At 76.0% G+C, this 23,516-nt stretch carries 19 protein-coding genes and 1 pseudogene; 2 read left to right on the top strand and 18 right to left on the bottom strand.

Features of this window, described 5'->3' with window-relative positions; genetic code table 11:
* Positions 1 to 50: 50 nt before the first annotated feature.
* From Q0789_RS10020 to Q0789_RS10010, 3 genes are all read right to left on the bottom strand, one after another.
* A complete protein-coding gene (locus tag Q0789_RS10020) occupies positions 51 to 1,238 on the bottom strand; it encodes a branched-chain amino acid aminotransferase (protein ID WP_298804721.1) in 1,188 nt (395 codons plus the stop codon).
* Between the two features lie 64 nt (positions 1,239 to 1,302).
* Positions 1,303 to 2,346 carry a 3-isopropylmalate dehydrogenase gene (locus Q0789_RS10015; protein WP_298804719.1) on the bottom strand — a complete coding sequence of 348 codons (1,044 nt, stop codon included), beginning with the start codon at positions 2,344 to 2,346 and terminating at the stop codon, positions 1,303 to 1,305.
* A 57-nt stretch (positions 2,347 to 2,403) separates the two neighbouring features.
* Positions 2,404 to 3,189 carry an alpha/beta fold hydrolase gene (locus Q0789_RS10010; protein WP_298804717.1) on the bottom strand — a complete coding sequence of 262 codons (786 nt, stop codon included), beginning with the start codon at positions 3,187 to 3,189 and terminating at the stop codon, positions 2,404 to 2,406.
* 102 nt (positions 3,190 to 3,291) lie between these two features.
* Between Q0789_RS10010 and Q0789_RS10005 the strand changes: the two genes are divergently transcribed.
* Positions 3,292 to 3,606 carry an antibiotic biosynthesis monooxygenase gene (locus Q0789_RS10005; protein ID WP_298804715.1) on the top strand — a complete coding sequence of 105 codons (315 nt, stop codon included), beginning with the start codon at positions 3,292 to 3,294 and terminating at the stop codon, positions 3,604 to 3,606.
* Positions 3,607 to 3,621: 15 nt separating this feature from the next.
* Here Q0789_RS10005 and Q0789_RS10000 read toward each other — a convergent pair whose 3' ends face one another.
* The 3 genes from Q0789_RS10000 to Q0789_RS09990 all read right to left on the bottom strand — a co-directional run bounded on the left by Q0789_RS10000 (position 3,622) and on the right by Q0789_RS09990 (position 6,235).
* Complete coding sequence (locus Q0789_RS10000) at positions 3,622 to 4,563, bottom strand: NADP-dependent oxidoreductase (RefSeq protein WP_298804713.1); 942 nt, start codon at positions 4,561 to 4,563, stop codon at positions 3,622 to 3,624.
* Between the two features lie 97 nt (positions 4,564 to 4,660).
* On the bottom strand, positions 4,661 to 5,206 hold the full coding sequence (locus Q0789_RS09995) for a hypothetical protein (protein WP_298804711.1): 546 nt from the start codon (positions 5,204 to 5,206) through the stop codon (positions 4,661 to 4,663).
* A gap of 141 nt (positions 5,207 to 5,347) precedes the next feature.
* On the bottom strand, positions 5,348 to 6,235 hold the full coding sequence (locus Q0789_RS09990; protein ID WP_298804709.1) for a LysR family transcriptional regulator: 888 nt from the start codon (positions 6,233 to 6,235) through the stop codon (positions 5,348 to 5,350).
* Positions 6,236 to 6,378: 143 nt separating this feature from the next.
* Between Q0789_RS09990 and sdhA the strand changes: the two genes are divergently transcribed.
* Complete coding sequence (gene sdhA / locus Q0789_RS09985; RefSeq protein ID WP_298804707.1) at positions 6,379 to 8,145, top strand: succinate dehydrogenase flavoprotein subunit; 1,767 nt, start codon at positions 6,379 to 6,381, stop codon at positions 8,143 to 8,145.
* 100 nt (positions 8,146 to 8,245) lie between these two features.
* On the opposite strand, the gene Q0789_RS09980 is transcribed toward sdhA, so the two are convergent.
* The 12 genes and pseudogenes from Q0789_RS09980 to ilvD all read right to left on the bottom strand — a co-directional run bounded on the left by Q0789_RS09980 (position 8,246) and on the right by ilvD (position 23,450).
* The gene (locus Q0789_RS09980; RefSeq protein WP_298804705.1) at positions 8,246 to 9,427 is read right to left on the bottom strand and encodes a zinc-dependent alcohol dehydrogenase; all 1,182 of its coding nucleotides are present in this window, start codon (positions 9,425 to 9,427) and stop codon (positions 8,246 to 8,248) included.
* Between the two features lie 94 nt (positions 9,428 to 9,521).
* Positions 9,522 to 10,070 carry an ASCH domain-containing protein gene (locus Q0789_RS09975; RefSeq protein ID WP_298804703.1) on the bottom strand — a complete coding sequence of 183 codons (549 nt, stop codon included), beginning with the start codon at positions 10,068 to 10,070 and terminating at the stop codon, positions 9,522 to 9,524.
* Between the two features lie 186 nt (positions 10,071 to 10,256).
* Entirely contained in the window at positions 10,257 to 11,282 is a 1,026-nt protein-coding gene (gene ilvC / locus Q0789_RS09970) for a ketol-acid reductoisomerase (protein ID WP_363326029.1), read from the bottom strand.
* Between the two features lie 91 nt (positions 11,283 to 11,373).
* Entirely contained in the window at positions 11,374 to 11,940 is a 567-nt protein-coding gene (gene ilvN, locus Q0789_RS09965) for an acetolactate synthase small subunit (RefSeq protein WP_298804699.1), read from the bottom strand.
* Entirely contained in the window at positions 11,937 to 13,763 is a 1,827-nt protein-coding gene (locus Q0789_RS09960; RefSeq protein WP_366917708.1) for an acetolactate synthase large subunit, read from the bottom strand. The genes ilvN and Q0789_RS09960 overlap by 4 nt, the downstream gene beginning before the upstream one ends.
* Before the next feature lie 547 nt (positions 13,764 to 14,310).
* Complete coding sequence (locus Q0789_RS09955) at positions 14,311 to 15,873, bottom strand: aldehyde dehydrogenase family protein (RefSeq protein WP_366917707.1); 1,563 nt, start codon at positions 15,871 to 15,873, stop codon at positions 14,311 to 14,313.
* A 178-nt stretch (positions 15,874 to 16,051) separates the two neighbouring features.
* The gene (locus Q0789_RS09950) at positions 16,052 to 17,476 is read right to left on the bottom strand and encodes a VOC family protein (RefSeq protein WP_366917706.1); all 1,425 of its coding nucleotides are present in this window, start codon (positions 17,474 to 17,476) and stop codon (positions 16,052 to 16,054) included.
* 110 nt (positions 17,477 to 17,586) lie between these two features.
* Positions 17,587 to 18,954, bottom strand: a pseudogene (gene lat, locus Q0789_RS09945) (L-lysine 6-transaminase); the annotation flags it as partial.
* A gap of 86 nt (positions 18,955 to 19,040) precedes the next feature.
* The gene (locus Q0789_RS09940; RefSeq protein WP_298804692.1) at positions 19,041 to 19,892 is read right to left on the bottom strand and encodes a DUF1028 domain-containing protein; all 852 of its coding nucleotides are present in this window, start codon (positions 19,890 to 19,892) and stop codon (positions 19,041 to 19,043) included.
* Positions 19,893 to 19,929: 37 nt separating this feature from the next.
* Positions 19,930 to 20,949, bottom strand: a complete 1,020-nt coding sequence (locus tag Q0789_RS09935) for a hypothetical protein (protein WP_298804691.1) — start codon at positions 20,947 to 20,949, stop codon at positions 19,930 to 19,932.
* 170 nt (positions 20,950 to 21,119) lie between these two features.
* Positions 21,120 to 21,584 (bottom strand): Lrp/AsnC family transcriptional regulator, encoded by a 465-nt coding sequence (locus Q0789_RS09930; protein WP_298804689.1) that lies wholly within the window; start codon positions 21,582 to 21,584, stop codon positions 21,120 to 21,122.
* A 123-nt stretch (positions 21,585 to 21,707) separates the two neighbouring features.
* Positions 21,708 to 23,450: a dihydroxy-acid dehydratase gene (gene ilvD / locus Q0789_RS09925; protein ID WP_298804687.1), complete on the bottom strand. Its 1,743-nt coding sequence runs from the start codon at positions 23,448 to 23,450 to the stop codon at positions 21,708 to 21,710.
* Between the last annotated feature and the right edge of the window lie 66 nt (positions 23,451 to 23,516).

The raw sequence follows: 23,516 nt of genomic DNA, 5'->3' as shown, positions 1-23,516 counted from the left end.
CGACCGCGACAGGGAGGGGTGGACGGGCGACGAGGCGTGAGGGACGGGCCTCAGACGAGCCGGTGCATCCAGCCGTGGGCGTCCTCGGCGCGGCCCTGCTGGACGTCGGTGAGGCGCTGCCGGATCGCCGCCGTTACCGCGCCGGTGCCGCCGTCACCGGGGACGGAGCGCCGGCCCGGCTCGACGAGCGCGCCGACGGGCGTGACGACTGCCGCGGTGCCGCACGCGAACACCTCGGTGATGCGTCCGGTCTCGCAACCCTCGCGCCACTCGGCGACGTCGACGCGGCGCTCGACCACCTCGTGGCCCAGGTCGGCGGCGATCTGCAGCACCGACGAGCGCGTGACGCCCTCGAGGATGGTGCCGGTGAGCTCGGGGGTGACGACGGTGCCGTCGTCGTGGACGAAGAAGAGGTTCATGCCGCCGAGCTCCTCGACCCAGCGGTGCTCCACCGCGTCGAGGAAGGCGACCTGGTCGCACCCGTGCTCGGCGGCCTCGGCCTGCGCCTGCAGGCTCGCCGCGTAGTTGCCGCCGCACTTGGCCGCGCCGGTGCCGCCGGGGGCGGCGCGGCTGTACTCCTGCGAGAGCCAGATGGACACGGGCGTGATCTCGCCGCCGCCGAAGTAGGAGCCGGCCGGCGAGGCGATGCAGAGGTAGGTGACCTCCGCGGCCGGGCGCACGCCGAGGAAGGACTCGGACGCGAACATGAACGGCCGCAGGTAGAGGCTGTTCTCCCCGCCGCCGGGCACCCAGTCGACGTCGGCCGCGACGAGCTGCTCGACCGAGCGCAGGAACGCGGCCTCGGGGAGCACGGGCAGCGCCAGCCGGCGGGCCGAGGCCGCGAAGCGGCGGGCGTTGGCGTCGGGGCGGAAGGCCCACACCGAGCCGTCGGCGTGCCGGTAGGCCTTCATGCCCTCGAAGACTTCCTGCGCGTAGTGCAGGACGGCGGCGGCCGGCGACAGCGTGATCGGGCCGTGGGCGACGACGGCGTCCTGCCCCCACCCGGCCGGCGTCCACACCGCGCGAGCCATGTGGTCGGTGAAGTGCCGGCCGAAGCCCGGGCTCTCGAGGATCTCCGCGCGCTCGGCCTCCGGCAGGCGCGGGACGCCGTCGGCGACGGGGAACTCGAGCCGCACGCCCTGGTCGACGGACGTCGGGACGCCCGCCGTCGAGGACGCCCGGGCGTCCGGCGCCGGGGCCGGCGCGCCGGCGGGGCTCGTGCTCGTGTCGCTCGCCATGGCGGTCACGGTAGCGCCGGGCCGCAAGGGCCCAGCGACGCTCGCGGGGGCGCCGGGCACCGCCTCAGGCGAGGGCGGCGGCGATGGCGTCGCCGGTCTCGGACGTCGTCCGCGGCCCCGCGCCGGCGCGCGCGGCGAGGTCGTCCCCGACGGCCCGGACGACGCGCTCGGCGGCGTCGGGGTGCCCGAGGTGCTCGAGCAGCATCGCGACGGACAGCACCGTGGCGGTCGGGTCGGCGCGGCCCGTGCCGGCGATGTCCGGCGCCGAGCCGTGGACGGGCTCGAACATGCTCGGCGACCGGCGGGTCGGGTCGACGTTGCCCGACGCGGCGAGCCCGATGCCGCCGGTGATCGCCGCGGCGAGGTCGGTGACGATGTCGCCGAAGAGGTTGTCGGTGACGACGACGTCGAAGCGCCCCGGGTCGGTGACGAGGTGGATCATCGCCGCGTCGACGTGGGCGTAGTCGACGGCGACGTCGGGGTGCTCGGCGCCCACCGCCTCGACCGTGCGGCGCCACAGGTGCCCGGCGTGGGCCAGGACGTTGTGCTTGTGCAGCAGCGTCAGCCTCTTCCGCGGGCGCGCCCGCGCTCGCGCGAAGGCGTCGCGGACGACGCGCTCGACGCCGAAGGCCGTGTTGACGCTGACCTCCGTCGCGATCTCGTGGGGCGTGCCCACGCGCAACGCCCCGCCGTTGCCCGTGTAGGGGCCCTCGGTGCCCTCGCGGACGACGACGAGGTCGACCTCGCCGGGCTCGACGAGCGGCGAGGTGACGCCCGGCAGCAGGCGGCTGGGGCGCAGGTTCACGTACTGGTCGAGCTCGAAGCGCAGCCGCAGCAGCAGCCCGCGCTCGAGCACGCCGCTCGGGACGCCCGGGTCGCCGACGGCGCCGAGCAGGATCGCGTCGTGGCCGCGGATCTCCTCGAGGGCGCTGTCCGGCAGCGTCTCCCCCGTGGCGTGCCAGCGCCGGGCGCCGAGGTCGTACTCGGTGCGCTCCACCGCGAGGCCGAGGTCGGCGGCGACGACGTCGAGGACCTTGAGGCCCTCCGCGACCACCTCCGGGCCGATGCCGTCCCCCGGGAGCACTGCCAGCCTGACCGTCTGCGCCATGCCGGCGAGGCTAGTGACGCGTCCCGCCCCTCAGGACCCGCGTCCCGGCGTGCGGACTCATCGGCCGGTGCTCTCGAGGACGAGCCGCACCGTCTCCTCGGGCTGGTCCCACATCGGGAAGTGGCCGCAGGACTCGAACCAGTGCAGCTGCGCGTCCGGGAAACGCTCGGTCGCCACGGCGGCCTGGCTCGGCGTGACGACGCGGTCCTGGCGGCCCCAGCCGAGGACCACCCGGCCTCGCGTCCCCCCGGCGGGTGCGCCCTCCTGCGGCGGCCCGTGGACGAGGGCGGCGAGCAGCGCGTCGTAGCTCGGCGCGGCGGCCCATCCCCGCAGCTCGCGCAGCACCAGCGCCGGCGGCAGCGCCCACGGGCGGGGGCTGAGCTGCGCCAGCAGCGCCGAGCGCGTCACCGGGTTGCCGGTGAGCACCGGCAGGACGGGGCGGAGGCCTCGGACCAGGCGGACGGAGGCCCCGATGGTGGCGCCGAACACGGCCAGCTGGCGGCGGTCCCAGAAGCCGCCCGGGTCGAGGGCGACCACGTCGCCGCCGACGCCGCGGCGGGCGAGCTCGAGCACGAGCCGGGCGCCGACGGAGCTGCCCACGAGGTCCGCGTCCCGGAGCCCCTGCTCCTCCAGGAAGCTGACCAGGGCGTCGGCGAGGGAGGCGATCGACACCTCGCCCTCCAGCGGCGGGGTGCCGCCGAAGCCGGGGAGGTCGACGGCGACGACGTCGCGGTGGGCGGCCAGCCCGGGCAGGACGGGGTCCCAGCTGCGCCAGGTCGACCCGAGGCCGTGCACGAGGACGAGAGGGGCGCCGGCGCCGCGGCGCTCGTGGTGGATCTCCATGCACGACGGTCGCACGCCCGCGCTGGTGCAGCACCTCGCCGCCGCACCCGCGCCTCCTTCCCCCGCCCCGCCCCGTCCCGCCCGCTGCGCGATGCTGGACCCATGCCCGTCGTGAAGATCAACGCCATCTCGGTGCCCGAGGGCGCCGGCCCGGAGCTCGAGCGTCGCTTCGCCGCCCGCCTGGGTGCCGTCGACGGCACGCCCGGCTTCCTCGGCTTCGAGCTGCTGCGTCCGACCGCCGGCGAGGACCGCTACTTCGTGCTCACCCGCTGGGAGGACGACGCCTCCTTCCGCGCCTGGAGCGAGGGCGGCGACGCGGCCCGCGCCCACGGCGGCGAGCGCTCGCGCCCCGTCGCCACGGGGGCGAGCCTGCTGGAGTTCGAGGTCGTCGACCTCGCGGGACCCGAGACCTCCTGACGCCCGGCCGCGGGCTCAGAAGGTGATGACGACCCGCCCGCGCTGCCCGCCGGCCTCGAGGCGCCGGTGGGCGTCCGCGGCGCGCTCGGGCGGCACCGTCCCGGCGACGCGCAGCACCAGGGTCCCGTCGACCACCCGCTCCACCAGCTCCCGCAGCGACGCCGTGTCCTCCAGGTGCTCGAACACCATGACCGGCGCGTAGCGGACGCCCCGCGCGTCGGGACGGCCACCGCCGTCGTAGCCGCGGACGGTGGCGACGACGCCTCCGTCCCGGACGGCGGCGGCGTGCTGGTCGTCGGTCACCGCGGCGTCCACCAGGCCGTCGGCCCCGCCGGGCACCAGCGCGCGGACGGCGTCGGCGAAGCCGTCGCCGCGGGGCAGGACGTCGTCGGCGCCGAAGGAGCGCACCAGGTCCTCCTCGCCCTCCTTCGCGTCCGCGACGACGCGGTGCCCGGCGTGGTGCGCCAGGGCGACGACGTAGGCGCCGAGGGTGCCCGCGGCGCCGGTGACGGCGACCGTCCCGCGCTCCGGCAGCCGGAGCGAGCGCAGGGCGTGCACGGCCGTGAGCCCGTTCATCGGCAGCGTCGACGCAGCCAGGAGGTCGACGTCGTCGGGCACGCGCACCACCGAGGCGGCCGGGACGACCAGGCGCTCGACGTAGGCGCCGCCCTCCGGTCGGCGGGGGTTCACGACAGCGGCGACGCGGTCGCCGACCGCGAGGTCCACGCCCTCCCCGACCGCGTCCACCACTCCCGCGGCGTCCATGCCGGGCACCCACGGGGGCGGCACGTCCTGCGGCGCCATCTGCGGGACGGCGCGCAGCCCGGTGTCGGTGGGGTTCACCGCGGCGCCGGCGACGGCGATCCGCACCTCGCCGCGCCCGGGCTCCGGCTCCGGGAGCTCGACGACGGTGAGGACCTCAGGCCCTCCGGTCTCCTGCAGTCCGACGGCGCGCATGCCCACCGCGAGCGCCCTGGCCGCGCTCGGCATTCCCGCCGCCGCACCGCCGGAGAGGACCCGCAGACGGGTCGCCGGCAGCGCCGCGCCGTCGCCGTCACCAGCGGTGCGCCACGTCGACCACCAGCCGGGAGCCGTCCCCGGGGCCGTCGAGGGTGAAGACGCGGAAGGGGAGCCGGGCGCGCACCCCGAGCCCGAGGTCGGTCGTGCCCTCGAAGCTCCCCGCGAGCGCGACCTGGCGGAAGGTCCGGTACCCGGTCACGTCGACGACCTCTCCCGCGTCGGCGGGGAGGTACGTCGCGCTGCCGTCCCGGGCGTCGTACGCCGGGACGTACGGGACGACCTGCAGGGCCGCACCCCCGCGCAGCGGCACGACCTCCCCGCTGCCGGGGCGGCGCACCTGGTCGACGTAGGCGACCCAGTAGCCGTCGACCTCGCCGTCCACGTCGACGACGAGGCGGTCGAAGCACGCGTGGCGCCCCGCCCGGACGTCGGACACCGTCCCGGTCGTCGAGGGCAGGACCTGCTCGGGCAGCGAGCCCCACCGGATGCCGCAGTAGGGCGCGGCCGAGGCAGGTGCGGCCGCCGGGACGAGGAGGGCGGCTCCGAGGAGCACGGCCAGCGCTGCGCGGATCGACGTCATGACAGACCCCCAGGACGAGCCACCGCACGGGTGGGCGCGGCTCACCGTCGAGCCCCGCCGTCGTCACGGTACGCCGGTGCGCCCCGACGCGACAGGGCGCGAACAGGGTGCGGAGACGACGCGAGAGGGCGGCGTCGGGACTCAGGACGTCTGCTCGACGAGCAGCCGGCGCACCTCGGCGGCCGCCCGCCCCAGGGGCACGTCCTTGCGGTGCGCCACGCCCACGGTGCGGTGCAGCGCGGGCCCGCGCAGCGGGGTGGCCCGCAGCGCCCCGCCGGCGCCGTCGACGACCGTCCGCGGCAGCACCGCGGCGCCCACCCCGGCGCGCACGAGCGCGACGACGACGTCGAGCTCCCCGCCGTCGGCGACGACGCGCGGCTCGACCCCGGCGGTGGCGCAGGCGGCGAGCGTCGTCGCCCGCAGGTCGTAGCCCTCGCCGGGCAGCACGAGGTCGACGTCGGCGAGGTCGCCCGCAGCGGCGCTGGGGCCCGCGACCGGCGCGGGGCCGTCCGTGGCGCTCGCGAGCACCAGGGCGTCGCGCAGCAGCGGCGTCGTCGCCAGGGCCCCGCCGTGGGCGGCCACGGGCAGGACGACGACCGCGAGGTCGAGCGCCCCCACGGCCAGCTGCTCGACGAGGTCGCGCGAGCCCGCCTCCGCGAGGTGCAGCACGACGCCCGGGTGGGCGTCGTGGAAGCGCCGCAGGACCGGGGGCAGCAGGGCGGTGCCCGCGCTCGGCGTCGCCCCGACGCGCAGCACGCCCGTCTCGAGTCCGCGCACCCGCCGCATCTCCGCGCTCGCGGCGGCCGCGTCGGCGAGGATGCGCCGCGCGTAGGGCAGGAGCCGCTCGCCCGCCTCGGTCGGGCGGACGTCGCCGCGCCGCCGGTGCAGCAGCGGCCCGCCGACCTCGCGCTCCAGCGAGCGCACCTGCGCGGACAGGGACGGCTGCGCCAGGTGCAGGCGCTGGGCGGCGCGCGTGAAGTGCGCCTCGTCGACGACGGCGACGAAGCAGGCGAGCTGCTGCAGCTGCACGGGCCGACGGTAGCGCCGCCGGCAGCGTCGATAGGCAGAGCCTCGCGTCCGGGCGTCGTCGATCGCCCGGCAACCACCTACCCTGGCGAGGACGACGTCCCGGGCCCGGGGCGTGACGCGGTCCCGACCGAGAGGTGGCCCCCGTGGTCCAGACGCACATCTTCGACGTGGTGATCGTCGGTGCCGGCGGCGCCGGCATGCGCGCCGCCATCGAGGCCGGCCAGCGCTCGCGCACCGCCGTGCTCACCAAGCTCTACCCGACCCGCTCCCACACCGGCGCCGCCCAGGGCGGCATGTGCGCCGCCCTCGCGAACGTCGAGGAGGACAACTGGGAGTGGCACACCTTCGACACGGTCAAGGGCGGCGACTACCTCGTCGACCAGGACGCCGCCGAGGTGATGTGCCGCGAGGCCATCGACGCGGTCCTCGACCTCGAGAAGATGGGCCTGCCCTTCAACCGCACGCCCGAGGGCACCATCGACCAGCGGCGCTTCGGCGGCCACACCCGCAACCACGGCGAGTCCGCCGTCCGCCGCTCGTGCTTCGCGGCCGACCGCACCGGCCACATGATCCTGCAGACGCTCTACCAGCAGTGCGTCAAGCACGAGGTCGAGTTCTACAACGAGTTCTACGTGCTCGACATGGTCATGGGCACCAACCCGCTCGGCGAGAAGGCCGTGGCCGGCGTCGTCGCCTACGAGCTCGCCACCGGCGAGATCCACGTCTTCCGCGCCAAGGCCGTCGTCCTCGCGACCGGCGGCGTCGGCAAGGTCTACAAGACGACGTCCAACGCCCACACGCTCACCGGCGACGGCATGGGCATCGCCTACCGGGCGGGCCTGCCGCTGGAGGACATGGAGTTCTTCCAGTTCCACCCGACGGGCCTCGCGGGCCTCGGCATCCTCCTGTCGGAGGCGGCGCGCGGCGAGGGCGGCATCCTGCGCAACAAGGACGGCGAGCGCTTCATGGAGCGCTACGCCCCCACGATCAAGGACCTCGCGCCGCGCGACATCGTCGCCCGCTCGATGGCCAACGAGGTGCGCGAGGGCCGCGGCGCCGGGCCCGACGGCGACTACGTCCTCCTCGACCTGACCCACCTCGAGCCGGCGCACATCGACGCCAAGCTCCCCGACATCACCGAGTTCGCCCGCACCTACCTCGGCGTCGAGCCCTACACCGAGCCGGTGCCCGTGTACCCGACGGCGCACTACGCCATGGGCGGCGTGCCGACCAACGTCGACGCCGAGGTGCTCTCGGACAACGACACCGTCGTCCGGGGCCTCTACGCCGCCGGCGAGGTCGCCTGCGTGTCGGTCCACGGCTCCAACCGCCTGGGCACGAACTCGCTGCTCGACATCAACGTCTTCGGCAAGCGCGCCGGCCTCGCGGCCGCGCACTTCGCCAACGACGAGACGACGGCGCTCGTCGACATGCCCGAGGGCGCCGAGGCCGGTGTCGTCGGCACGCTCGAGGGCATCCGCGGCCGCGAGACCGGCGAGCGCGTGGCGCCCCTGCGCCAGGCCATGCAGGAGACGATGGACGCGAACGCCCAGGTCTTCCGCACCGAGGCCAGCCTCAAGCAGTGCCTCACCGACCTCGCCGGGCTGCGCGAGCGCTACGAGCGGGTCGTGGTGCAGGACAAGGGCAAGCGGTTCAACACCGACCTGCTCGAGGCCGTCGAGCTCGGCTTCCTCCTCGAGCTGTCCGAGGTCATCGTCGTCGGCGCCCTGGCCCGCCAGGAGTCCCGCGGCGGCCACTTCCGCGAGGACTACACCGCGCGCGACGACGTGAACTTCATGCGCCACACCATGGCCTATAAGGCGGTCGACGACGAGGGCCGCGAGGCCGTCCGGCTCGACTACAAGCCGGTCGTGCAGACGCGCTACCAGCCGATGGAGCGCAAGTACTGAGCAGCGCCCCGCGCTGACGACGACGCCCGCCCCGGCTGCTGCCGGGGCGGGCGTCGTCGTCGGGCCCCTCGCTCAGGGCTTCTGGCTCAGGGCCCCTCGCTCAGGGCTTCAGCTGCACCTTGACGCAGCCGTCCTCCTTCTCGGCGAACATCCGGTACGCCTCCGGCGCGCTCTCGAGCGGGAGCCGGTGCGTGGCGAAGTCGTCGACGCCCAGCGGGTCCTCGTCGGTGAGCAGCGGCATGATCTCGGGGACCCACCGCTTGACGTTGCACTGCCCCATGCGCAGCTGGACCTGCTTGTCGAAGAGGGTGACCATCGGCAGGGGGTCGGCCGCCCCGCTGTAGACGCCGGACACGGAGATGGTGCCGCCGCGGCGGACGACGTCCACGGCGGTGTGGAGGGCCTTCAGCCGGTCCACACCGGCCGTCTTCAGCAGAGGGCCGGCGAGGGCGTCGGGCAGGACCCCGGCGAACTTCTGGACCGCCGTGGTCGCGGGCGACCCGTGGGCCTCGAGGCCAACGGCGTCGAGCACCGAGTCCGGCCCGCGCCCGTCCGTCATGTCGCGCAGGACGTCGCCGAGGTCGTCCTCGTGGTCGGTGAGGTCCACGACCTCCACCCCCCGCGCGCGGGCCCGGGCCAGGCGCTCCGGGACGGTGTCCACGCCGATCACGCGGTAGCCCTTGTGGAGGCCGATCCGGGCGGCGAAGTCGCCGATGGGGCCGAGCCCGAGGACGACGAGGGTCCCGCCGTCGGGGACGTCGGCGTAGGCGACGCCCTGCCAGGCGGTGGGGAGGATGTCCGAGAGGTAGGCGAAGCGGTCGTCCGGCGGCCCCTCCGGCAGCTTGACGTGCGTGGACTGGGCCTGCGGCACCCGCAGGTACTCCGCCTGGCCACCCGGCACCTCGCCGTACAGCTGCGAGAAGCCGAACAGCGCGGCCCCCGTGCCCTGGTCGCGGACCTGCGTCGTCTCGCACTGCGTGTAGAGCTGCCGGTCGCACATCCAGCAGTGACCGCAGCTGATCTGGAAGGGGATCGACACGCGGTCGCCCACCCGCAGGTCCCCCGTCTGGGAGCCGACGGCCTCGACGACGCCCATGGTCTCGTGGCCCAGCACGTCGCCGACGCCCATGAAGGCGCCCAGCGGTTCGTACAGGTGCAGGTCCGACCCGCAGACGTTCGTCGTCGTCACCCGCACCACCGCGTCGGTGGGCTCCTGGATCGTCGGGTCCGGCACCTCCTCCACCCGCACGTCGCGGGTGCCGTGCCAGGTCACTGCCCTCATATGTCTGCTCCAGTCATCCCGCGAGGCTGGTCGCTGCGCCGGGCCCCTGCAAGGCGGAGCACGACGCCGCGCCCGCGCACAGGAGGAGGCCGGCTCAGGCGTCGACGGGCTGGGGCGCGCGCTCGCGCACCGGGCGGCGCTCCGGGTGCAGCAGCTGCAGGCCCTCGCAGACGACGAGGAGGCCGTCGTCGAAGCCCCGGCCGACCTCGGCCAGCGTGGCGGAGAAGAAGCGCTCGTGGACGGCGCGCCAGTGCGCCAGGGACCGGTCGCCCTCCCCCTCGGCGCGGGCGTGCTCGGCGCTGACCTCGCGGAAGGGCACGACGTCGACGCTCGTCGTCCGCACGAGCGCCCGGGGGTGGCCGGCGCCGTCGAGGACGATCGACAGGTCGCCGGGGCGGGGCAGCGCCTCCCCCTCGGCCTCGTACTCCCAGCGCGCGCTGGCCGTCGCCGTCTTGGCGCCCTCGAGCACGAGCGCCAGCAGCTCGTCGGCCTGCTGGGGGTCGGCGCCGAAGGCCCACGCCGGCGGCGCTACGGCCGTCGCGGCGCTCGTGCCCGTGACGACCGACAGCCGCCCGAGGCCGGCGCGGCTGCGCGCCGTCTCCCAGAAGCGGACGATCTCGTCGGCGGGGCGGTCGGCGTCCATGCGCCCCATCCTCCCCGGTCCGGCCTCCGGGCCGGCACGCCACCGCCCGGACGGCGAGGCGTCCCGGCCTCGGCGCCGCGCCTGCCGCTCGAGTCCGACGAACGGCGGGACACCGAGCTCGGGTGTCCCGCCGTTCGTCGGTGCCGCGGGCCCGACCCTCGCGCAGGGCCGGTGGCGCGGCCGGTGTCAGCGCGCCGCGGTGCCCTCGGTGTAGTCGTCGTCGCTCGTGACCCAGCTCATGAGACCGCGCAGCTGGCGCCCGGTCTCCTCGATGGGGTGCTGCTCGCCCTGCTCGCGCAGGCGCGTGAACTCGGGCTTGCCGGCGTCCTGGTCGGCGATGAAGCGCTTCGCGAAGGTGCCGTCCTGGATGTCGGAGAGCACGGCCTTCATGTTCTCCTTCACGCGGGCGTCGATGACGCGCGGCCCGGAGACGTAGTCGCCGTACTCGGCCGTGTCGGAGACGCTCCAGCGCTGCTTGGCGATGCCGCCCTCGTACATGAGGTCGACGATGAGCTTGAGCTCGTGGAGGCACTCGAAGTAGGCGACCTCGGGCTGGTAGCCCGCCTCGACGAGGGTCTCGAAGCCGGCCTGGACCAGTGCGGACGCGCCGCCGCACAGGACGGCCTGCTCGCCGAAGAGGTCGGTCTCGGTCTCCTCGGTGAAGGTCGTGCGGATGCCGCCGGCGCGCAGGCCGCCGATCGCCTTGGCGTAGGAGAGGGCCAGCGGCCACGCCTCGCCGCTCGCGTCCTGCTCGACGGCGACGATGACGGGCACGCCGCGCCCGTCGACGTACTCGCGGCGCACGAGGTGCCCGGGGCCCTTGGGGGCGACCATGACGACGTCGACGCTGGCGGGCGGCTGGATGTAGCCGAAGCGGATGTTGAAGCCGTGCGCGAAGAGCAGCACGTCGCCGTCGGCGAGGTTGGGGGCGATCGCCTCGGCGTAGAGGCCGCGCTGGGTCTGGTCGGGCGTGAGGACGACGACGAAGTCGGCCTCCGCGGCCGCCTCGGCCGGCGTGACGACGCGCAGGCCCTCGGCCTCGGCCTTCGCCCGGCTGCGGCTGCCCTCGGCGAGGCCGACGCGGACGTCGACGCCGGAGTCGCGCAGGCTCAGGGCGTGCGCGTGGCCCTGGCTGCCGTAGCCGATGACGGCCACGGTGCGGCCCTGGATCAGGGACAGGTCGGCGTCGGCGTCGTAGAACATGTCGGCCACGGGGTGGGCTCCTCGCATCGGTCGGTGCTGGTCGGTGGTGCGGGTGGGACGGTCCGTCCCGCGTCGGGCCCGGTCACGGGCCCGACGAGGCTCAGGCGGAGCGCAGCGGACGGTCGGCCGCGCGGTCGGTCATCGCCCGCGAGCCGCGGGCGAGGGCGACCTGCCCGGACTGGACGAGCTCGCGGACGCCGAAGGGCTCGAGCATCCGCAGCAGCGCGGCGATCTTGTCGGGCTCGCCCGTCGTCTCGATCGTCAGGGCCTCCGGTGCCACGTCGACGACGTGCGCGCGGAAGAGCTGGACGACGTCGAGCACCTGCGCGCGGGTCGTCGCGTCGGCGCGGACCTTGACGAGCAGCAGCTCGCGCTGGACGGCCGCCCCCGGGTCGAGCTCGACGATCTTCAGCACGTTGACGAGCTTGTTGAGCTGCTTGACGACCTGCTCGAGCGGGAGGCTCTCGACGTCGACGACGACCGTCATGCGGGAGACCCCGACCTGCTCGGTCGGGCCGACGGCGAGGCTCACGATGTTGAAGCCGCGCCGCGAGAACAGGCCCGCGACGCGGGCGAGCACGCCCGGCACGTCCTGGACGAGGACCGACAGCGTGTGCCGGGTCGTCGGCGTCCGCCCGACCTGCTGGGCCGGCTGCAGGAGCGTCATCGCTGCCCCTCCCCCTCGTGGGCCACGCCCGCCCCGGTGGGGGTCGGCGCGGCGTCGTCCTCGGTGCTGGTCTCCTCGTCGCGGTCCCACTCGGGCGAGACGCCGCGCGCGTACTGGATCTCGTCGTTGCTCACGCCCGCGGCGACCATCGGCCAGACCATCGCGTCGCGGTGGACGACGAAGTCCACGACCACGGGCCGGTCGGTGACGGCCATGGCCGCCTCGATCGTCGCGTCGAGGTCCTCGGGACGCTCGCAGCGCAGGCCCACGCAGCCGTAGGCCTCGGCGAGCTTGACGAAGTCGGGGATCCGCTGGCCCATCGCCACCGCCGAGCCGGTGTGGAGGTCGGTGTTGGAGTAGCGGCCCTCGTAGAAGAGGGTCTGCCACTGCCGGACCATGCCGAGGCTCGAGTTGTTGATGACGGCGACCTTGATGGGGATGCCGTTGAGCGCGCACGTGGCGAGCTCCTGGTTGGTCATCTGGAAGCAGCCGTCGCCGTCCACCGCCCAGACGACGCGGTCGGGGTCGCCGACCTTGGCGCCCATGGCCGCCGGCACGGCGAAACCCATGGTCCCGAGGCCGCCGGAGTTGATCCAGCTGCCGGGGCGCTCGTAGCCGATGAACTGCGCGGCCCACATCTGGTGCTGGCCCACGCCGGAGACGTAGATCGCCTCGGGGCCGGCGATCTCGCCGAGCCGCGTGATGACCCGCTGCGGGGCCAGCGAGCCGTCCTCGGCCTCGGCGTACCCCAGCGGGTAGGTGCGGCGGAGCTGGTCGAGCTGGCGCCACCAGGTCGTCAGGTCGGCCCGGTGCCCGTCGGCGTGCTCGGCGCGCAGCGCGGGCACGAGCTCGGCGAGCACCTCCCGCGCGTCGCCGACGATCGGCACGTCGACGACGCGGTTCTTGCCGATCTCGGCCGGGTCGACGTCGGCGTGGACGACGGCGGCGTCCGGGGCGAAGCTCGAGAGCTTGCCCGTCACCCGGTCGTCGAAGCGGGCGCCGAGCGCCACGAGCAGGTCGGCCTTCTGCAGGGCCGTGACCGCGGCGACGGTGCCGTGCATGCCGGGCATCCCGAGGTGGCTGGGGTGGCTGTCGGGCAGCGCGCCCCGGGCCATGAGCGTCGTCACGACGGGGGCGCCGGACAGCTCGACGAGCTCGGCCAGCTCGGCCGCGGCGTGGGCCTTGAGCACGCCGCCACCGACGTAGAGCACGGGGCGCTCCGCGGCGGCGAGCAGCTTGGCGGCCTCGCGGACCTGCCGGCGGTGCGGCGTCGTCGTCGGCCGGTACCCGGGCAGGTCGAGCGACGCCGGCCACAGGAAGGTCGTGCGCGCCTGCAGCGCGTCCTTGGAGACGTCGACGAGCACCGGGCCCGGCCGGCCCGTCGAGGCGATGTGGAAGGCCTCGGCGATCGTCCGCGGGATGTCGTCGGGGTCGGTGACGAGGAAGTTGTGCTTCGTCACCGGCATCGTCATGCCGACGATGTCGGCCTCCTGGAAGGCGTCCGTGCCGATGGCGGCGGAGGAGACCTGGCCGGTGATGGCGACCATCGGCACCGAGTCCATGTGCGCGTCGGCGATGGCGGTGACGAGGTTCGTCGCGCCGGGGCCCGACGTCGCCATGCAGACGCCGACGCGGCCCGTGGCCTGCGCGTAGCCCTGCGCCGCGTGGCCCGCGCCCTGCTCGTGGCGGACGAGGACGTGGCGGACGCTCGCGCTGTCGAGCAGCGGGTCGTAGGCGGGGAGGATCGCGCCGCCGGGGATGCCGAAGACGACCTCGACCTGCGCCGCCTCGAGGGAGCGGACGAGGCTCTGCGCGCCCGTCATCGGCTCGCCGCGCTCGGCCGCGGCGGCGGGCCGGCCGGCCGCGGCCTGGCCGACGGTGGCCTGGGCGTGCGCGGGCGGGGTGGGCCGGGGGCCCGGACGCGGGGCGGTGCGCTGGTCGGCGCTGGCCATGGTGTCCTCCGTGCGAGGGGTTCCGACGGCGCCCCGGAGGGGCCGCTGGGCCTGGCGGGCCCGGGTGGTGCGCTGCTGCGTCTCGGTCGAGCTGGCGGTGCGGTCGAGCTGGCGGTGCGGTCGAGCTGGCGGTGCGGTCGGGCGGTCGAGCCCCTCAGGCGGTCTCACCTGCGGACTGCGGCGCCGGGGTCCAGTGTGACGACCCCAGACATGACGAGACCCCTCGGCCCGCGCGGAGCGGGCGGTCGAGGGGTCGCGTGCGGAGCCGTCAGGGCGCTGGGCTCACGCACGCCCGGGAACTACGAGGACGCCCTGCTGGCTCGACATGCCGCAACAGTGCTCCTGCCGCCGGGCGGCGTCAACCGCCGAGACGCCCGTCCCGACATGCGGGACGGGCGTCTCGCGGACGCGGGGCGGGTCAGCCGAAGTCGACGCCCTGCGCCAGCGGCAGCTCCCGGCTGTGGTTCACCGTGTTGGTGGCCCGCCGCATGTACGCGCGCCAGGAGTCCGAGCCCGACTCGCGGCCGCCCCCGGTCTCCTTCTCGCCGCCGAACGCCCCGCCGATCTCGGCGCCCGAGGTGCCGATGTTGACGTTGACGATGCCGCAGTCGGAGCCGTCGGCCGCCATCCACCGCTCTGCCTCGCGGGCGTCGAGCGTGAAGATCGCGCTCGAGAGGCCCTGCGGGACGTCGTTGTGGACGGCGATCGCCTCGTCGAGGTCGTCGTAGGTCATGACGTAGAGGACGGGCGCGAAGGTCTCGGTGCGGACGACGTCCGTCTGCGCCGGCATGCGCACGACCGCCGGGCGCACGTAGCGCGCGGCCGGCGCCTCGTCGACGAGGACGCGCTCCCCGCCGACGAGGACCTCGCCGCCGTCGGCGCGGGCCCGCGCGAGCGCGGCCTCCATGGCCTCGTGCGCGCGGGGCGCGACGAGCGGGCCGACGAGCGCGCCCTCGGCGGAGGGGTCGCCGACGGGCAGGCGCCCGTAGACCTCGACGAGCCGTGCGAGCAGCTCGTCGGCCACCGAGGTGTGGACGAGCAACCGGCGCAGGGTGGTGCACCGCTGGCCGGCCGTGCCCGCCGCGGCGAAGACGATGCCGCGCACGGCGAGGTCGAGGTCGGCCGACGGGGCGACGACCGCGCAGTTGTTCCCGCCGAGCTCGAGCAGGGTGCGGCCGAAGCGCGCGGCCACGCGGGCGCCGACGTCGCGGCCCATGGGCACGGAGCCGGTGGCGGAGACGAGGGGGACGCGCGGGTCGTCGACGAGCTGCTGGCCGACGTCGGCGCCGCCGAGGACGAGGGGGACGAGGCCCTCGGGCGCCCCGCACTCGCGGGCGGCGCGCTCGGCGAGCGCCGTGCAGGCCAGCGCCGTCAGCGGGGTGAGCTCCGAGGGCTTCCACACCACCGGGTCGCCGCACACGAGGGCGAGCGCGCTGTTCCAGGACCACACCGCGACGGGGAAGTTGAAGGCGCTGACGACGGCGACGGGGCCGAGCGGGTGCCAGGTCTCCATGAGGCGGTGGCCGGGGCGCTCCGAGGGCATCGTGCGGCCGGTCAGCTGGCGGGAGAGGCCGACGGCGAGGTCGCAGACGTCGACCATCTCCTGCACCTCGCCGCGGGCCTCCGAGGGCGTCTTGCCGACCTCGGTGGTGACGAGCGCGGCCAGGTCGTCGAGGTGCTCGACGAGCAGCTGGCCGAGCCGCTTGACGAGGAAGCCGCGCACGGGGGCCGGCGTCGTGCGCCACACGGCGAAGGCGCCCTCGGCCAGGCCCACGGCGGCGGCGACGCCGTCGGCGCTCGTCGCGGGCAGGGGGAAGAGGTCCTCCCCCGTCACGGGCGTGCGAGCGGTGACGACCGGAGCGCCCGCGGACGCGGCGGCCTCGCCCTCGGACCGCAGCGCGTCGACGTCCACGCCGCACGCGCGCAGCGCGGCCAGGGCCCTCTCGCGGATCTCGTCGGTGCCGGCGACGAGGCCGAGCACTCCTGCCGGGCGCTGGCCGCCGGGTCCGGCGAGCGCCCCCTCGAGCGGCTCCCCCTCGGGGGTGCGGTCGGCGGTCGGGGGCGTGCTGCTGGTCACGGGACGGAGCTCCTTCGGGGTGGGACGGAGTGGTGGGGGCCGGGGGCCGACGTCGGCAGCCTCCCAGGTCGGCGCCTGCGGCTCAGGCGGTGGCGACCGGCGCGTCGAGCACCTCGCCCAGGGGCCGGGCGGCGGGCTGCTCGAGCGGGGGCAGCCCCAGGGCGCGGGCCGCCTCGGCGGCGCTCGTCGTGCTGGTGGCGGCGTAGAGGTCCGCCGGGTCGAGCACCTCGCGCCCGAGGGCGTCGGCGAGCCAGCCGGCGTCGCGGGAGCTGCCGCCGGCGTCCTCCCGGCGCTCCCCCGTGCCGTCGAGGTTGGACGCGAAGATGCCGGCGGCGGAGGCGGGCAGGAAGTCCTCGTAGACGACCGGCTCGGCGCGCACCCACCCGTCGGCGAGCAGGCGGGCCAGGTCGTGCGGCGGCGTCGCGCCGTCGCGGGGCCGGTCGGCGACCGGCACCCAGCGCACCTGCGTGAGCCCCGCAGCCGCCTGGGCGTCGGCCTCGTCCGGGAAGAGCCTGCGCCACAAGACGTCGCGGTGGGACGCCGAGCTGTGCGCGGCCATCCAGGCGTCGTACCGGGCGCGTCCCGCGGGCGTGACGGCGCAGCCGCGGGCCTCCACCTCGCCGAAGCGGACCCGCAGGGCGCCCGCCCGCACCGAGCCGTCGGGGTCGCGCATCGCCCGCGGCTCGGACAGGGCGCGGAAGCTCGTCTGCCGCAGCAGGACCGGCGCACCGCCGCCCGGCGGGCCCTGGATGGCGTCGATCATCGTCACGCCGCGCTCGGTCATCCGGGCGTAGAGGGCGTCGATGTCGAGCACCCGCGGCGTGAGGTGGTTGACGTGCGTCGAGCCGACGCCGCCGATGTCCGCCGCCACGCCGGACACGCGCTCCAGCTCGGCGTACCAGGCGGCGTCCACCGGCTCGGGCGAGAGGGCGAAGGCCGCCGTCGCGGCGCCGACGAGGGCGTCGGCGTCGTCCGGGGCGAGGCCGCCGTCGGCCTCGGCGCGCGCCGCGAGGTCGAGCAGCGCCGGGCTGAAGAGCTCGCGCCCGGCCAGCCGCGCCTCGAGGCGGGCCTGGAGGTCGGCGTCGAAGAAGCGGCGGTCGTCCGTGGCCAGCACCGAGGTGAAGACGCGGAACGGGTTGGCCGCCAGCTCCGCGTCGTCCACGGGGCGGAAGGCCGTCGAGACGACGGGGACGGGCTGCCCGGCCTCGCGCAGGTCGTAGAAGCCGACCGGGCGCATGCCGAGCGCGGCGAAGACCTGCCCCACCTGCGCGAGCTCACGGGCCGTCCCGACACGGATCGCGCCGTGCCGCTCCGCCGTCACCCGCTCGATGCTCCCGAGCTCCTGCGCCGCCTCCGGGTCCGCGGCGAGGACGGCGGCGTTGACCTCCCCGGCGACCTCCACGAGCGTGCCGTAGGCCGGCACCTCGGTGGCGTAGAGCGCCGAGAGGGCGGCGGCGAAGCGGGCCCGCAGCGCCGTCGTGCCGACGAGCCCGCCGTCGGCGCTCAGGAGCCCTCCCCCGCCACCGGGGCGGGGCCGCCCGGCGCCGGCGCGCCGACGGCCGCACCGGCCGCCGCACCGGCCATCGCCGTGTCGCCCGCCGCGGCGCCGGCGAGGGCGGCCAGGGCGCGGTCGACGGCGGCGAGGGCCTCGTCGAGCTCGTCGGTGGTCACGATGAGGGCCGGGCGGAAGCGCACGCTGCGCGAGCCGCACCCGAGGGCGAGCACGTGCTCGTGGGTCTCCAGGTGGGCCAGCAGGGCGCCGCGGCGCTCGCCGTCGGGCAGGTCGAAGGCGCACATGAGGCCGCGGCCGCGCACGTCGGTGACCTCGGGGTGCCGGGCGGCGAGGTCGCGCAGGCCGGCCAGCAGGTGCTCGCCGGCGCGGGCGGCATGGCCCACGAGGTCGTCCCGCTCGAGCACCTCGAGGATGCGCCGCGCGCGGACCATGTCGACGAGGCCGCCGCCCCAGGTCGAGTTGATGCGGCTCGAGACGCGGAAGACGTTGTCGGGCACGAGGTCCACGCGGCGGCCGGCCATGATCCCGCAGACCTGCGTCTTCTTGCCGAAGGCGACGACGTCGGGCTCGAGCCCGAGCTGCTGGTGCGCCCAGGCCGTGCCCGTGAGCCCGCAGCCGGTCTGCACCTCGTCGCAGACGAAGAGGGCGTCGAACTCGTGGCAGAGCGCCTGCAGGCCCTGCAGGAAGCGGGGGGTGAGGTGGTTGTCCCCGCCCTCCCCCTGGATCGGCTCGACGATCGCGCAGGCGATGTCGTGCGCGTGCTGCTCGAAGGCGGCGCGGGCCTGGGCGAGCGCCGCGTCCTCGCGGGCGCGCAGGACGGCGTCGTCCTCGCCCTCGACGGGGTGCGGGTTGTCGATGCGCGGCCAGTCGAACTGCGGGAAGCGCGCGACCTTGGTGGGGTCGGTGTTCGTCAGCGACATCGTGTACCCGGTGCGGCCGTGGAACGCCTGGCGCAGGTGGAGCACCTTCGTGCCGAGGGCCGGGTCGATCCCGTGGGCCTCGTTCCAGCGGCTCTTCCAGTCGAACGCCGTCTTGAGCGCGTTCTCGACGGCGAGCCCGCCGCCCTCGACGAAGAACAGGTGCGGCAGCTCGGGGACACCGAGGACGCGCGCGAAGACGTCGACGAAGCGCGCCCGCTCCACGGTGACGATGTCGGAGTTGCTCGGCTTGGACAGGGCCGAGAGGAGCAGCTCCTCGCGGAAGGCCTCGTCCTCGGCGACGTCGGGGTGGTTCATGCCCAGCGCCGAGGAGGCGAAGAAGGTGAACATGTCGAGGTAGGAGCTGCCGTCGCGGGCGTCCACGAGGCGCGACCCGCGCGAGGCCGCCAGGTCGAGGACCATCCCCAGGCCGTCGTCGAGCATGTGCGCCGCGACGTGCTCGTGGGCGGTGGCGGCCGTCACCGGCCCGCTCGGGCCGGGCCTGCTCGCGTCGGAGGCGGCGCTCGTGGGGCGGTCGACGGTGGGTGCGCTCATGACCCGGAGGCTAGACGGGAGATCCTCCGCTCGACAAGGCCCTGCGGGCCGGTCGCGTCCCGTCGAGACCGGCTACGACGGGAGGATCATCCGTCCGCGCGGCGCAACTGCGCGAGGAGGACGGGGTCGAGGCGGTCGACGCCTCCCGGGCGCACGCGCTCCTCGAGGTTCTGCGCGCCGGCCCACCGCTCGAGGTCCCCGTCCAGGTCGCCGCCGGCGGTGCCGGTCGCGTCGAGGAGCCGGCGGACCTCGGCGCGCAGGCCGTCGTCCCAGGCCAGCAGCTCCTCGGGCGGCGTCCGGCCGAAGAGGAGCTCGTGCTCGCCGAGCATCCGGGCGAGGTGGGCCACGGGGGCGGCGTCGTCGTCGCTGCGGAGGTCGACGACGACGTCCGAGCCGCCGTACCCGCCGCCCGGTGCGACGACGACGAGGGCCGCGGACTGGCGGCCGCGGCGGTCGCCGCCCGCGGCGTCACCGGCCTCCAGCGCGGCGAGCAGGCGGCGCGGCAGGGACCGCTCCGCCGCGGAGGCCCGCCACGCGGCGACCATCGCCTCGATGACCTCCGGGCCGACGAGGATGTTGCCCTGCGCGGCGAAGGACCCCTCGGGCCCCTCGTCGGCCTCCCCGCCCGCCCACGGGTGGCACGCGCTGCCGGTGCGCGTCGCCGCCCGCCCGTCGGCGTCGACCGCGCCGGCCTGGCGCTCCGCGCGCCCCTCGTCGGCGGCGAGGAAGCGGTCCAGCGCCTCGGCGGCGCTCGCGCCGCCGCGCATCAGCGCCAGCCCCTCGGCCTTGAGCGCGAGGTTGACGGCCGCCTGGGTCGCGAGCGCCCCGACGCCCACCTCGAGGGCGGGGACGAAGCCGCCGACGGCGAGGAACTTGGAGGCCACGGCCACGCCGAGCGCCGTGCCGTCGGGGCTGCGTCCCACGATCGAGAAGGTCACGCGCGCGACCGTAGCCGCGGGGCGCCGCCCCGGCGGGTCAGCCGGCGGCGCCGCCGGGGTCCGCGGCCAGGAGCTCGAGCACGGCGGCCTCGAGGAGCCGGCCGGTGAGGGCGTCGGCGTCGCCGGCCGCCGGGTGCTGCACCTGGACCCCGACGACGAGGTCGCCCGTGCGGGCGGCGCCGAGCAGGATCACCGACCCGTCGCCCACGGGGCTCCGGCGCACGCCGGCCCAGGCCTCGTCCGCCGAGGGGACGGCGACGTCGGCGGGCGACGGCACGTCGTCGTACCAGGCGCAGGGCCCGTCGTCCTCGACGACGTCGGCGAAGGCCGAGGGGCCGCCGCCCTCGGGCCACCCCGTGACGACGAGGCCGACGGTGGTCTGGTCGAGCCGGTTCGAGTCCTCCTCCGCCCACATCCACTGCCGTCCCGCCACGGAGCGCGGCGAGGACGACCCGCCGTTGCAGCTCTGCCCCGGCACGGTGGGCTGGAAGCGGTACTGGCCCAGGTCGCCGAGCCCCACCTGACCGTCGGGCAGGGCCGCCGACCAGGTCGCCCCGACGTCGGGCACCTCGTACGCGACGGCCCAGGGGTCGGCGTCCTCGCCGTAGGACTCGCCCGGCGCGAGCGGCTCGACGCGCACCACCGGCTCCGGGACGTCCACCGGCTCGGGCGGCGGGGGCGGCGGCGGGGTCTCGGTCGGGGCCGTGAGCGAGGCGAGGTAGGCGTCGTCCGCGCCGTCGGGGGCGGTCCCGCCGTCGGAGGCCTCGGGCGCCACCGGGGAGGCCGCGCGCGCGAGGACGACGTCCGGCCCGCCGAGGCCGGTCACGACCACGGCTCCGGCGGCGGTGAGCCCGAGGGCGACCGCCGCGGTCGCGCCCGCCGCGACGAGGGCCTTGCGGCGCCCCCGAGGGGCTCGCCCGTTCGGGCCGGCCTCCTCGCCCGGGGCGCCGGCCACCGCCGTCACGTCGTCGACGCGGTCACCCGAGCCGGCCCGGTCCCCGGCGTCAGCCCCGTCTCCCCCGTCGGTCCTGAAGAACCAGTCGTCCTGCGGCACCACGTCGTCCCCGTCCCCCGTCGTCCCCCGTCATCGCCCCGGAGGGCGCGTCCGCCGGGCAGTCTGCCCGCCGAACGCCCGCTGCGGGGCCGAGCGCCGTCCCCCGGTGGAGTGGTCCACGGGCGTGACCGTGCACGGTCACGGTCGTGGACGACTCCCCCGTCTCCGCGGTGTCAGGGCGTGCGGCGCCGACCCTCGAAGGGGGTGGAGAGGATCACGGTGGTGCGCGTGGCGACCGAGCCGGCCGTCCGGATCTCGGCGAGGACCTCCTCGAGGCGGCCCGGCGTCTCGGTGCGGACGAGGAGGACGTAGCTCTCCTCGCCGGCGACGGACCAGCAGGACTCGACCTCGGCCACGCGGGCGAGGCGCTCGGGGACGTCGTCCGGCGCGGCGGGGTCGAACGGCGTGACGGAGACGATGGCCGACAGCGGCAGGCCCAGGGCCTCGGGGTCGACGACGGCCGTGTAGCCGCGCAGGACGCCGCGCTGCTCGAGGCGGCGCACGCGCTGGTGCACGGTCGACGTCGGCAGCCCGACCTGCCTGCCCAGGTCGGTGTAGCTGAGGCGGCCGTCCGCGACGAGCGCGGCGACGACGGCGCGGTCGACGTCGTCGAGGTCCGGGCCGGGGGGCGAGGGCATGGCGGGGACCGTACCCAGCGCCGTCCGGGCGCCCGACGTCACCGGGCGCCGGGGCCTGCTCGTCGCTCGCGTCCGTGCACGGTCACGAGCGACGAGCGGGTCGGGCCCGGCGGTCCGCGCGCCTCAGGCCAGGACGGCCCCGCCCGACGCCGAGCCGACGAGCTTGGCGTACTTCGCGAGGACCCCGCGGGTGTAGCGCTGCGGGAGCGGCTGCCAGCCGTCGGCGCGGCGCTGGGCCAGCTCGGCGTCGTCGACGAGGACGTCGAGGGTCTTGGCCGTGACGTCGAGGCGGATGCGGTCGCCGTCGCGGACGAAGGCGATGGGGCCGGCGTCGACGGCCTCGGGGGCGACGTGGCCGACGCACAGGCCCGTCGTGCCGCCGGAGAAGCGGCCGTCGGTGAGGAGCAGGACGTCCTTGCCGAGGCCGGCGCCCTTGATGGCGCCCGTGATGGCGAGCATCTCGCGCATGCCCGGGCCGCCCTTGGGGCCCTCGTAGCGGATGACGACGACGTCGCCGGCGCTGATGGTGCCGTCCTCGAGGGCGTCCATCGCGGCGCGCTCGCGGTCGAAGACGCGGGCCGTGCCCTCGAAGACGTCCGACTCGAAGCCGGCCGACTTCACGACGGCGCCGCCGGGGGCGAGCGAGCCTTTGAGCACGGTGATGCCGCCGGTGCGGTGGATCGGGGCGTCCATCGCCCGGAGCACGGCGCCGTCGACGTCCGGGGGCGCGATGTCGGCGAGGTTCTCGGCCATCGTCTTCCCCGTCACCGTGAGGACGTCGCCGTGGAGCAGGCCGGCGTCGAGCAGCGCGCGCATGACGACGGGGACGCCGCCGACGCGGTCGACGTCGGTCATGACGTGGCGGCCGAAGGGCTTCACGTCGGCCAGGTGCGGGACCTGGCTGCCGATGCGGTCGAAGTCGTCGAGCGTGAGGTCCACCTCGGCCTCGTTGGCGATGGCGAGCAGGTGCAGGACGGCGTTGGTCGACCCGCCGAAGGCCATGACGACGGCGATGGCGTTCTCGAACGCCTCCTTCGTCATGATGTCCCGGGCCGTGATGCCCCGCTCCAGCAGGCCGACGACCGCGGCGCCGGACCGGCGGGCGAAGCCGTCGCGGCGGCGGTCGGTGGCGGGCGGCGCGGCCGAGCCGGGCAGCGACATGCCGAGCGCCTCGGCGGCGCTGGCCATGGTGTTGGCCGTGTACATGCCGCCGCAGGCGCCCTCGCCGGGGCAGATGGCCCGCTCGATGGCGTCGACGTCCTCGCGGCTCATGAGCCCGCGCGAGCAGGCCCCGACCGCCTCGAAGGCGTCGATGATCGTCACCTGCTTCTCGCTGCCGTCGGACAGCTTGGCGACGCCGGGGAGGATCGAGCCGGCGTAGAGGAAGACGCTGGCGAAGTCGAGGCGCGCGGCGGCCATGAGCATGCCCGGCAGCGACTTGTCGCAGCCGGCGAGGAGCACCGAGCCGTCGAGGCGCTCGGCCTGCATGACGGTCTCGACGCTGTCGGCGATGACCTCGCGGCTCACGAGCGAGAAGTGCATGCCCTCGTGGCCCATGGAGATGCCGTCGGAGACCGAGATGGTCCCGAACTCCAGCGGGTAGCCCTGGGCGGCGTGGACGCCGTCCTTGACCGACTTCGCGAGCCGGTCGAGGGAGAGGTTGCACGGCGTGATCTCGTTCCACGAGCTCGCGACCCCGATCTGGGGCTTGGCGAAGTCGTCGTCGCCCATCCCGACGGCGCGGAGCATGCCGCGCGAGGCCGTGGCCTCGAGCCCGTCGGTGACCTGGCGGCTGCGCGGCTTCCGGTCGACACCCGCGGCGGCGGGGGTCGTGGTGGAGCTGCTGCGCTCGGGTGCCTGCGTCATGCCGCGGAGTGTAGGAGCGCCCGTCCCGGCGCCCCGGCGGGCGTCCGCCCTGCGGTCCCTGGCCGC

Source organism: uncultured Pseudokineococcus sp., from assembly GCF_947499845.1.
GTDB lineage: Bacteria > Actinomycetota > Actinomycetes > Actinomycetales > Quadrisphaeraceae > Pseudokineococcus.
Note: the sequence above shows the minus strand (reverse complement) of the source record. Positions and strands in the feature narration are given on the sequence as shown.